Consider the following 10,688-nt stretch of genomic DNA (forward strand, 5'->3'; position numbering starts at 1 on the left):
GTCGGCGTCGCGCGCGGCGACCACCGATCCGTGCACCTCGATCGCGCCGCGCCGCAGCACGAGCCGGAGCCGCGATGAGCGCACGTCAGGCACCCGCAGCAACGCCTCGTTGGCCGCCGAGACGGCGGCGTCCGGACGCACGCGCAACCGCGTGGTGAACGAGGAACCCGGTAGCGCGAGCCGCGTGACGCTGCCGCCCGGCCGGTGCCGCAGCAGCCACCACACACCGACCAGCACGAGCACCACGCCCGCGACGATTGCCACGGCGGGCCACCACGGCTGCCCGATCAGGCGGTCGTGCTCCTCTGTGAACTCGGGCGCTGCGCCGAACGCACCGAGCTGCCACGCGGCCGTTGCCCCACCGGCCGCCACCAGAACGAGGCCGAGGACGATCAGAGTGGCGCGGTCGGTCGCAGCGGTGCGGCGTTCCCTACGCATCGGTGCCTCCGTGCGGCGGCAGCTCGGTACGTGACTGCTGCCGCCCACTCCCCCGCACGGCGTCGCGGGCACCGACCGCCACGTCCAGTCCGATGCTCTCGAACCGTTCGGCGACAGCCCCCCGCACCGCCGCGGGCACGTGCGCGGCGCCTGTGCTCTCGACGTCGACCGTGACACGGCGGCGGCTCGCGACCGAGGTGGCCGTCAGGACCCCGTCCACGGTCTCGGCGGTCGCCGACGCAATCCGTGCAAGGTCGCCCGGCTCCACCACCACGCCCGGAGCTCCCGGCAGCGGCAGCTCGGCGCGGCGCCGCGGCAACACCGCAGCCAGCAGCAACACCAGGCCGAGCACGGCCACGAGGATCATCACTGCGGCAGCGGTCGCCGCCGTCGTCGCATCCAGCCACGCCACCGTCGAGGTGAGCCAGCCCTGCCCGGCCAGCACCCCGCCGTCGACGAGGCCCTGCTGGACCAACGCGACGCCCGCACCGCCGATGAGAAGCGCGCCGACGACCGCGGTCAGGGCGAGCGCTCCGGTCCTGCTCTCCGGCGCGGCTGCGGTGACCACCGGCCGTGTCTCGGCACTCATCGCTCCCCCTGGCCGTCGGGCTGCACGAAGGCGGCGACGTCGACCTCGACCAGCTCGACAGCCACGCCCGCGTACCGCTCGAGGTCGGCGCGGATCCGATCGGCGACTGCCGACGCCGAGTCGGCGACCGGGACCGCCCACCGCGCGGCCACGCGGGCACGAACCCGCGTGCTGCTGCCGGCGGTGACCACCTCGAGCGCAGGCAACTTGGTGCCGATGAGCGCACCGCTCACGCGTGGCGAGGTCAGCCGGGCCGCCTGCTCGGCGATCTTCTCGACCACGCGATCGGCGACCGTGGTGCTGCCGCGATCACTCGCTGCTGCCACGATCTCAGCCACGGCGGCGCCCACTCAGCAGCTGCCCGAGGTCGATCCTGCCGTCGAGCTGCGCACCGATCACCGCACCGAGCGTGCCGAGCACGAGCGCCAGCAGGAACCCGCCGAAGCCGCCGGTGATGGCAGCGATGGCCAGCAGCAGTCCCGCGATCAAGCCGATTCGAGTCAGATCCATCATGCTTCCTCTTCCATAGCTCCGGGAGTGCCGACGGCGATCTCCCGCAGGTCATCGATGTGGACGTCGACGCGGTCGAACCCGAGCTCGCGGACCACCCGCATCAGCTCGGCGGCCACGACCGGCAGCGGGGTGCTGGTGTCGACGACCACGTGCACCTCCGCCCGATCGGGATGCAGCCGGACGCCCGGCACCTGCCGACCGGGCAGGTAGGTGGCGATCTCGCCCGCCAGACCCGCAGCGAGATCCACCACGCCGGCCACGCTCAACGCGCGGTCGCGCACCCGGTCGGCCAGCCCCTCGGACCGGCCGTCGGGTCCGCTCGACGGCGTCGGCGTCGGCGTCGGCGTCGGCGACTCCGGCTCGGGGCTCACCGCACCCGCGCCTCGCGCTCCTCGCGTGCGCCACCGTGGTCGGTCTCCACCTCGGTGTACTCCTCCGGCAGGTGCACATCGTTGACGTTGATGTTGACCTCGATCACCCGCAGCCCGGTCATCCGCTCGACCGATCCGATGATGTTGCGGCGTACGGCGGCGGCCACGTCGGAGATCGCGACGCCGTACTCGGCCACGATCTCCACGTCCACGGCGGCCTCTTCGGCACCGACCTCCACACTCACCCCCTGCGAGTAGTTGGTCGAGCCCCCCGGGATGCGCTCGCGGATGCTGCCGAAGGCGCGCGCAGCGCCGTCGCCGATGCCGTGCACGCCGGAGACCTCACGGGCCGCGATGCCGGCGATCTTGCTCACCACGCCGTCGGCGATCAGGGTCGTCCCGTTCTCCCCGCTCAATGGCGACGGCTTCTCCGTGCCGCTGCCCGCGGGTGCTACCTCCGTGCGGGGCTTGCGCTCCGCGACCTGCTTGCTGCTGTCAGCCATGGTGTCCTCCCTGGTTCGGCCATCGCCGGGTTCCCGGCACGCGCCTTCATGTGATGAGTACCCGCAGCGCCCGGATCGTCACGGACACCACCTCGTGATATACCTCACAGGGTGGGGGCTGGGTCGAGCGACGCGGAGCTCGTACGGCGCGTTCGACTCGGCGACCGTGCGGCGTTCGAGGTGCTGGTGACGCGGTACGGCCCCGGCCTGTACCGATTCGGTCGACGCATGGTCAGCGACGACGCGCTCACCGAGGATTGCGTGCAGGAAACCTTCATCACCGCGTGGAGCGGCATCGAAGGCTTCCGGCAGGAGTCGAGCCTGAAGACGTGGCTGTTCGGGATCATGGCGAACAAGGTGCGGCGCGAGCTGCGGCGGCTGAGCACACACACATCGATACCGATGGAGGAGCTCGAGATCGCCGACAACGCGCGGACCGAGCAACGCGCGGAGCTCACCGGGCTGCTGCAGGCGCTCGACGCCGCGCTGGCCCGCCTGACTCCCGACCAGCGTGCGTGCTGGATCCTGCGCGAGGTCGAGCACCTGTCCTACGAGCAGATCGCCGAGATCCAGCACACGACACCTGGCGGCGTGCGTGGCAGGCTCGCACGTGCGCGCCAGAACCTCGGACGAGACCTGGAGGGGTGGAGATGACCGACGAGCGTTCGTTGGACGACCTCCTGCGCGAGGCCGCGGACGAGCTGCGTGCGTCCACCGACACCGGCTGGCAGCGTGCGCACGAGCGCATCCTGCGGGGACTGCTGATCACCCTTCGCCCCTCGACCCCGGTGCGCGGCACGAGCGAGGAGGGGGGCTTCCGCGTGGCCTCGACCGTGCTGGTCGGGCTGCTACGCGCACGCCTCGACGAGCGGTCGGACCTGCAGGTTCTGCGCGTGAGCCTGGAGACCGACGAGCACGACGCGCTCACCGGTATCGTCCTCGCGATCTCGATCGCGTACCCGGGCGCGATCAGTACGGTCGCCGAGGCCGCCCGTGAGGCGACTCGAGAGATCGTGCTGCAGACGTTGGGCGATCAGGCGGAGGTCGTCGACATCGTGGTCGCCGATGTGCACACGCTCAGCGAGCGCGACCTCGGCGACCCGACGCCGACCTGATCCGAGCTCACCCGAGCCGCAGCACGCTCCACGAGACCGGGGGCAGCGTGACGGTCAGGGTGCCGTCGGTGAGCGCCGCGGAGTCGTTGGCCGTGGGGAGCACCGAGGTGTCGTCGTCAGCTGTCGCGGACCAGGTGTGGTCCTCGCTCGTGTAGGTCAACGCCTCCTCCAGGCTCAGCTCACCGAGCGCCTCGAGCGACACCGTCAGCTCGAGCGGGCCCTCGGCACTGCGGTTGACGGCGAACACCGACACCGCACCGGTCTCGGGATCGCGCGTGGCCACGGCGTCGAGTGAGGTCACCTCGCCGAACTTGGCCGTGGCGTGCGTGGGCGAGTTCAGGGCGACCTGCAGCACCTCGCCCTGCGCGTGCTTGGCGGTGAGCGAGAAGGGGTGGAACGTCGTCTGCTTCCACACCCGACCACCGGGCTCGGTCATGATCGGGGCGATCACGTTGACCAGCTGAGCCAGGCTCGCAGAGTGCACGCGGTCGGTGTGCCGCAGCAGCGAGATCAGCAGCGACCCGACCACGACGGCGTCGGCCACGTTGTACTGGTCCTCCAGGATCCGCGGCGCCACCGGCCAGTCGTCACCCTTCGCGACGTCGGTCGCCACGCGGTCCTGGTACCAGACGTTCCACTCGTCGAAGGAGATGTTGATCCTCTTGGAGTGCTTGCCGACCGCCCGCACGTAGTCGGCGGTCGCCACCACCGAGTCGATGAAGTGATCCATGTCCACGGCGGAGGCCAGGAACGAGGCCAGGTCGCCGTTCTTCTCCTGGTAGTAGGCGTGCGCCGACACCAGGTCGACCTTGTCGTAGGTCTCGGCGAGCACGGTCGCCTCCCACGAACCGAACGTCGGCATGCTCGAGCTCGAGGAGCCGCACACCACGAGCTCGAGGTCGGGGTCGACCATCCGCATCGCATTGGCGGTCTCGTTCGCGAGCCGCGCGTACTCCTCGGCGGTCTTGTGCCCGATCTGCCACGGGCCGTCCATCTCGTTGCCGAGGCACCACATGCCGATCCGGTACGGCTCCTCGCGGCCGTGCTCCCGGCGCAGGTCGGCAAAGTGGGTGCCGGTCACCACGTTGGTGTACTCGAGGATGTCGAGCGCCTCCTGCACGCCGCGGGTGCCGAGGTTGACCGCCATCATCGGCTCGATGCCCGCCTTCTCGCACCACCGCATGAACTCGTCCACACCGACGGTATTCGGGTCGGTCGAGTGCCACGCGAGGTCCAGCCGGCGCGGCCGCTCCTCCACCGGCCCGACGCCGTCCTCCCACCGGTACCCGGACACGAAGTTGCCGCCCGGGTAACGGACCGTGCCGACGCCGAGCTCCTTCACGAGGTCGATGACGTCCTGTCGGAAGCCGTCCTCGTCGGCGGTCGGGTGACCGGGGTCGTGGATCCCGGTGTAGACGCAGCGGCCCAAGTGCTCGACGAACGAGCCGAACGTCCGGCGCCGCACGGGGCCGACGACGAATGCGGGATCAAGAGTGAGGGAAGCGGTGGCAGCCATGGATGATCTCTCCTGGGGTTGGTCAGGTCGCAAGGCGAAGCAGGCGTACGCCGTGCGCGGGAATGGTCAGGTCGTTGAGGAGGGCGGGCGCACCGGTCCAGACGTCGACGCCGGTCGCCGTACGGGTCTCGATCCGCGCGGGGAGGTCGATGGTGGCGGCGTTCTCGCCCAACCAGAAGGCGCCGACCCAGCGCTCACCCGAGTCCCCGACGGCGGACCACACGCGCAGCTCACCGTCATGATGCACTTCGGCATTGCCACTGGAGTGCGTGAGAATCCGCAGCACATCGGCGTTGGTGAGCAGCGCGAACGTGGCGTCGTCGGTCTCGGGCAGGTGACCACCCATCATGAGCGGGGACCGAGCGAGTACCCACAGGCTCAGCAGCGTGCGCTGCTCGTCGGCCGTGAGCCGGGAGTCGCGCGGGTCGCCGCGCTCGGCGCGGATACCGATGCGCCCGAGCGGCAGCATGTCGGCATCGGCCCAGCCGCCCGGCTGCTGCAGCGGCGCCCACCGAGCCAACCGGTCGAACTGCTCGAGCACGTCCTCCCATCGGTCCCACAGGTCGTCCGAGATCCGCCACATCGTCGCGTTCTCGCGGAGGTGCTCGAGGCGACCGACGTCGAGTCCGGTGCCGGGCGACAGACTGAGCTGGATGTCGCGGCCGCTGCGGCGGATCGCCCCGGCGTAGGCGGCGATCTCGCGGTCGTGGTACGGCGCCAGCATGTCGTCGGCCTTGATGAAGTCGACACCCCAGGAGGCGAACGTGGCGACCTGGCTGTCGTAGTACGCCTGCGCGCCGGGGTGGTCGTGGTTCAGGCCGTAGTTGTCCGGGTTCCAGGGGCAGGTCGAGGACGTGTCCGCGATGTCGACGGCGGTCCACTCGGTCCCCTTCACCGGCAGTTCCTGCGCCACGGCGATCTTCGGGATGCCGCGCATGATGTGAAGGCCGAACCGGAGTCCGAGATCGTGCACACGCGCGGCGAGCGAGGTGAAGCCGCTGCCGTCGCTACTGGAAGGGAAGCGGTTCGGTGCCGGCTGATGGATGCCGTGCTCGTCGAGCAGCAGCGGCGCGTCGTCGTTGTACCCGTGCGCACGCGCGGTCGGGTCGTACCACTGGATGTCGACCACCACGATGTCCCACCCGAACGGCAGCAGACGCTCGGCCATCACCTCGGCGTTGGCGATCACCTCGTCCTCGGTCACCGTGGTGCCGAAGCAGTCCCAGGAGTTCCAGCCCAGAGGAGGGGTCGTCGCGCTCACGTCAGTCCAATCACAGTCTTGAGCCCGGTCCGGGCAGTGGCGCGGGCGAACCCGCCCGCAACGTCCTCGAGCGGGACCCGCTCGGTGACCATCGAGCGCACATCGACCAGGCCCTGTTCCACCAGCCGGATCGTCCGCGGGTACATCTCCTTCATACGACGCACCATCACCAGACTCAGCCCCTTGCGGCGTGCGACATGAGCAGGGAACGACGACCGGTCGCCGTCGGGAATCCCGGCGAGAACCACCCGCCCACCCGGGCGGACAGCCGTGACGGCGATGTCGATCGCGTCGTCGGTGCCGGCGATCTCGAACACGACATCGGCACCCAGCCCCCACCGGTGCCAGGTGGCGGCCTCGCGCGCCTCACCGACGTCGAGCACCACATCGGCGCCGTAGCGCGCCGCCGCCTCGCGGCGATGCTGCCGCGGCTCGACGGCGATCACTCGCCCGGCACCGGTGGCCTTGGCGAGCTGGATGGTCAGCAGTCCGATCGGCCCGCAACCGACCACGGTGATCGTGTCACCGACCCGGGTGTGTGCCAGGTCCCACGCGTGCAGCGCGACGCCGAGGGGTTCGAGCATGGCGCCGTCGGCACCGGTCATGCCTTCAGGGAGCGGGTGCAGCAGGGGCGTGGGCCAGGCGATCAGCTCGGCCAGGCCGCCGTCGAGGGTGCTGTGCCCGGCGAAGAGGATGTTCGCGCAGAGGTTGCGGTGCCCGAGCTCGCACATCTCGCAGCGGCCGCACGGGATGGCGGGATCGACAGCGACCGGCACGCCGTCGAGCTCTCCCGAGGCGCCGATGCCTGCGAACTCGTGCCCAGGGATCGTGGGGCGCGTGAGTGTCGCGTCGCCGATACCGCCCTCCCCGAACCAGTGCAGATCGGACCCGCACAGCCCGACGTCGGTCACGCGGACCAGCGTGTATCCCTCGGGCACCTCGGGGTCGGGGAGGTCCTCGAGGCGGATATCGCCCACACCGTGCAGCATCGCCACGCGCATGCCTCGATGTTAGCGTTCACATCGCCGCCTGTCACGTCGCTCTCGGCGCGATCAGCATCCCGGGAGCCGCACCGTCAGGATGCGGTGGAGGTGATCGGCGATCTCGTCCGCCATGTCGAGGGACTCGCGGTCCAGCAGCCACTGCACCTGCAGGCCGTCCCAGATGGCGAGGAGCCGCACGGCGGCCTTCCGGGGATCGACCCCCTCGCGGAGTCGGCCGTCCGCCTGCAACCTCTCGAAGGTGGTGGTCATCGAGGCTCGCAGCGAGGCGTAGCGCTCCACGAAGAACTCGTGCGCCGGATGGTCCGGCGTCGTGGCCTCGGCCGACAGCACGCAGTAGATCTCGACGGCGCCCGGTTCCGTCGCGTTCAGGCGCGCCAGCTCGATCACACCCGCCAGGGTCGCGAGGCCGTCGTCACCGCCGCGGTCCACGATCCGGTCCGCGCGAACGTCGCGGTGGGCCAGCACCTCCCTGAGCAGCTCGATCTTGCTCGGGAAGTGGTGCAGCAGGCCCGCCTCGCTCATGCCCACGCGAGTCGCGATCTCGCGGAGCGACCCGCTGCGGTACCCCGACTGCGCGAACACCTCGAGCGCGGCGTCGAGGATCCTGCGACGCACGTCGCGTGTCTTTCGGTACGGGCCCCGAGGTCGACCGGCGCCCTTGCCTGCTGCCGTCTGCGTCATCGCTGCCTCACCACATCAGTGTGCCGGAGCGAGCGTGCGCCGCTCTCGAGCCAAAACCTAGCGGACCCTCGGGTTTGGTGCTAGCGTGCCGCACCGGACCACGACGGTCCGTGCTGGCCGCGAGAGGACCCGACGATGACCGCCGAGCAGCCGAGCGCCGCGAGCGCACCGACCGACCTCGCACCCCTCGTCGACGCACTCACGCTCGAGCAGAAGGTCGCGCTGCTCACCGGCGCCGACTTCTGGACGACCACGCCGATCCCCGCGATCGACCTGCGTGCGATGGTCCTGTCCGACGGCCCCTCGGGCGTTCGGGGGCCGACGTGGGACGAGCGGGCACCGTCGCTCAACCTGCCGAACGCCACGAGCCTGGGGTCGGCGTGGGACCGCGACCTCGCCCGCCGCTACGGTGCCGCCGCGGCGAGCGAGGCCCGGCGCAAGAACGTCGACGTGGTCCTCGGGCCCACGATCAACCTGCACCGCACGCCGTTCGGCGGGCGGACCTTCGAGGCCTTCAGCGAGGACCCGATCCTCACGGCCGAGCTGGCGGCCTCGTACGTGGAGGGGGTGCAGTCCGGAGGCGTGGCCGCCTGCTCGAAGCACTACGTGCTCAACGACTCCGAGACCGATCGGTTCACGGTGGACGTGCGCACCGACGAGCGAACACTGCGCGAGGTGTACCTGCCGCCGTTCGAGCACGCTGTCACCCGCGGCGCGGCGTGGTCGGTCATGAGCAGCTACAACTCGGTCGACGGCGTCACCATGTCCGAGAACGACCTGCTCGAGACCCCACTGAGCTCGGAATGGGGATTCGACGGCGTGGTGATCAGCGACTGGACTGCGGTGCGTTCGCTCGCGGCCGCATCCGCCGCGCAGGATCTCGCGATGCCCGGGCCGGGTGGGCCGTGGGGACCGGCACTCGTGGACGCCGTGCGCTCAGGCGAGGTCGACGAGTCCGCGATCGACCGCAAGGTGCTCCGGATCCTCGGTCTCGCGCGGAGGGTCGGGGCGCTCGGTGAGTCGCAGGTGCGAGGTGGCGACGACTCCCCCGCACTCGACGGCCCCGCGTTCGTACGGGAGGCGGCCGCCGCGGGCACGGTGCTGCTGCGCAACACCGGTGTGCTCCCTCTCGTGGCGCCGGAGCTGACCACCGTGGCGGTGATCGGGCACAACGCGCGGACGGCGCGCACCCAGGGCGGCGGCTCCGCCACCGTGGTGCCCGAGCATGTCGTCAGCCCGCTGGACGGGATCCGCGCGGCCCTCCCGAAAGCCGCGGTGACGTACGCGGTGGGCGCGGTGGTCCAGGAGGGCGTCGCGGAGCTCGCGCCCACGACCCTCACTCACCCTCGCACGGGCGAGCCGGGGCTGCTCGTACGCTTCCTCGCCGCCGACGGCACCGAGCTGTACTCCGAGGATCGGCGTTCCACGGCGCTCGTGTGGTTCGGCGGCGACGCGCCGCTGGCCGAGACGAGCCAGGTGGTGCTCCAGCTGACGTTGACTCCGGCCGAGACCGAGGACGTCGAGCTGGGGTTCGCCACCGGTGTGCACGGCACGATCGCGGTCGACGGCGAGGTGCTCGTTGACGACACCCCCGTGGTCGAGGGCACCGATCTCGGGGCGGCGTTCTTGTCGCCACCCTCGCTCACGGCACCGGTGCGGCTGGTCGCCGGCGAGCCGAGGCACATCGTCGCGACGTTCGACGTCAGCGCCGACCGCGGCCAGCTCTCGAACGCGTTCTCGGTCACCCTGGGCACGGCGCCGGCAGCCGCCGATGCCGACGCGCTGATCGCCGAGGCCGCTGCGGCAGCCGCATCCGCCGACGTGGCGATCGTGGTCGTGGGAACGAACAGCGCGGTCGAGTCGGAGGGCTTCGACCGCACCACGATCGATCTGCCGGGCCGCCAGGACGACCTGGTGCGCGCCGTCGCGGCTGCGAACCCCCACACGGTGGTCGTGGTCAACGCCGGCGCCCCGGTCGCGCTGCCCTGGCGCGAGGACGTGGCTGCGATCGCCCTCGGTCACTTCGGCGGCCAAGAGTTCGGAGCGGCGCTGGCTGACGTGCTGCTCGGCCGGGCGGAGCCCGGCGGGAGGCTGGCCACGACCTGGCCCGCCACGTCGGACGACGCCCCGGTGACCGACGTGGTCCCGGCGACCGACGGCACGCTCCGCTACGACGAGGGCCTGCACATCGGCTATCGGGCGTGGCTCCGCACCGGCCGCGAACCGGCCTATCCGTTCGGCTTCGGACTGGGGTACACCACCTGGTCCTTCGACTCGGTCGAGTCGAACGAGAGTGCCGACGGCGGTGCCACGCTCCGCGTGCAGGTCACCAACACCGGGGGCCGGTCAGGCAAGCAGGTGGTGCAGGTGTACGCCGAGCGACCGGACTCCGCCCTCGAGCGGCCGGTGCGCTGGCTCGCGGCGTTCGCCTCCGCGTACGCGGAGGCGAGCGAGAGCGCCATCGTGGAGATCGATGTGCCGGCGCGCGCCTTCGAGCACTGGGACGGCGGGTGGCAGCGCGAACCTGGCCTCTTCACCGTGCGGGTAGGCGCCTCGGTGACCGACCTTCCGCTGCGGATCACACGGTGACCGCACCCTGAGCTCACTGGGCGAGCGAGCGCGGACGAATCCTTTCGACCCGACTCTCGACATCGCCGCCGCCATGGTGTTGAATCGTTAAACACCCACGACCTCGAG

Annotated in this window: 13 protein-coding genes; 3 read left to right on the forward strand and 10 right to left on the reverse strand. The window is 71.0% G+C overall.

The annotated features are described in order from the left end of the window. The 6 genes from ACOJSN_RS00170 to ACOJSN_RS00195 all read right to left on the reverse strand — a co-directional run. A partial coding sequence (locus ACOJSN_RS00170; protein WP_420110488.1) for a hypothetical protein occupies nt 1–438 on the reverse strand: 438 nt, incomplete at its 3' end. Further along, the gene (locus ACOJSN_RS00175) at nt 431–1,027 is read right to left on the reverse strand and encodes a DUF6286 domain-containing protein (protein WP_420110489.1); all 597 of its coding nucleotides are present in this window, start codon (nt 1,025–1,027) and stop codon (nt 431–433) included. The genes ACOJSN_RS00170 and ACOJSN_RS00175, both read right to left, overlap by 8 nt. After that, on the reverse strand, nt 1,024–1,365 hold the full coding sequence (locus ACOJSN_RS00180; RefSeq protein WP_420110490.1) for a hypothetical protein: 342 nt from the start codon (nt 1,363–1,365) through the stop codon (nt 1,024–1,026). The genes ACOJSN_RS00175 and ACOJSN_RS00180 overlap by 4 nt, the downstream gene beginning before the upstream one ends. Beyond that, nucleotides 1,358–1,537: a DUF2273 domain-containing protein gene (locus ACOJSN_RS00185; protein WP_420110491.1), complete on the reverse strand. Its 180-nt coding sequence runs from the start codon at nt 1,535–1,537 to the stop codon at nt 1,358–1,360. Before ACOJSN_RS00185 ends, ACOJSN_RS00180 begins: the two co-directional genes overlap by 8 nt. Then, entirely contained in the window at nt 1,537–1,911 is a 375-nt protein-coding gene (locus ACOJSN_RS00190; protein ID WP_420110492.1) for a hypothetical protein, read from the reverse strand. Before ACOJSN_RS00190 ends, ACOJSN_RS00185 begins: the two co-directional genes overlap by 1 nt. Then, the gene (locus ACOJSN_RS00195; RefSeq protein WP_420110493.1) at nt 1,908–2,414 is read right to left on the reverse strand and encodes an Asp23/Gls24 family envelope stress response protein; all 507 of its coding nucleotides are present in this window, start codon (nt 2,412–2,414) and stop codon (nt 1,908–1,910) included. The genes ACOJSN_RS00190 and ACOJSN_RS00195 overlap by 4 nt, the downstream gene beginning before the upstream one ends. 111 nt (nt 2,415–2,525) lie before the next feature. On the opposite strand from ACOJSN_RS00195, the gene ACOJSN_RS00200 reads away from it, so the two are divergent. Continuing rightward, nucleotides 2,526–3,068, forward strand: a complete 543-nt coding sequence (locus tag ACOJSN_RS00200; RefSeq protein WP_420110494.1) for an RNA polymerase sigma factor — start codon at nt 2,526–2,528, stop codon at nt 3,066–3,068. Beyond that, entirely contained in the window at nt 3,065–3,529 is a 465-nt protein-coding gene (locus ACOJSN_RS00205) for a hypothetical protein (RefSeq protein WP_420110495.1), read from the forward strand. Before ACOJSN_RS00200 ends, ACOJSN_RS00205 begins: the two co-directional genes overlap by 4 nt. A gap of 7 nt (nt 3,530–3,536) precedes the next feature. On the opposite strand, the gene ACOJSN_RS00210 is transcribed toward ACOJSN_RS00205, so the two are convergent. Genes ACOJSN_RS00210 through ACOJSN_RS00225 form a run of 4 tightly spaced genes read right to left on the reverse strand, consistent with a single transcriptional unit; the run spans nt 3,537 to nt 7,925 of the window. Further along, complete coding sequence (locus tag ACOJSN_RS00210) at nt 3,537–5,045, reverse strand: alpha-N-arabinofuranosidase (protein ID WP_420110496.1); 1,509 nt, start codon at nt 5,043–5,045, stop codon at nt 3,537–3,539. Nucleotides 5,046–5,067: 22 nt separating this feature from the next. After that, entirely contained in the window at nt 5,068–6,306 is a 1,239-nt protein-coding gene (locus ACOJSN_RS00215) for an alpha-galactosidase (RefSeq protein WP_420110497.1), read from the reverse strand. Continuing rightward, entirely contained in the window at nt 6,303–7,307 is a 1,005-nt protein-coding gene (locus ACOJSN_RS00220) for a zinc-dependent alcohol dehydrogenase (RefSeq protein WP_420110498.1), read from the reverse strand. The genes ACOJSN_RS00215 and ACOJSN_RS00220 overlap by 4 nt, the downstream gene beginning before the upstream one ends. 51 nt (nt 7,308–7,358) lie before the next feature. Continuing rightward, complete coding sequence (locus tag ACOJSN_RS00225; RefSeq protein WP_420110499.1) at nt 7,359–7,925, reverse strand: TetR/AcrR family transcriptional regulator; 567 nt, start codon at nt 7,923–7,925, stop codon at nt 7,359–7,361. 201 nt (nt 7,926–8,126) lie between these two features. Here ACOJSN_RS00225 and ACOJSN_RS00230 point away from each other — a divergent pair, with 201 nt between their 5' ends. Next, the gene (locus ACOJSN_RS00230) at nt 8,127–10,580 is read left to right on the forward strand and encodes a beta-glucosidase (protein ID WP_420110500.1); all 2,454 of its coding nucleotides are present in this window, start codon (nt 8,127–8,129) and stop codon (nt 10,578–10,580) included. Nucleotides 10,581–10,688: the final 108 nt, after the last annotated feature.

Source organism: Pseudactinotalea sp. (assembly GCF_048594945.1).
Taxonomy (GTDB): domain Bacteria; phylum Actinomycetota; class Actinomycetes; order Actinomycetales; family Beutenbergiaceae; genus Pseudactinotalea.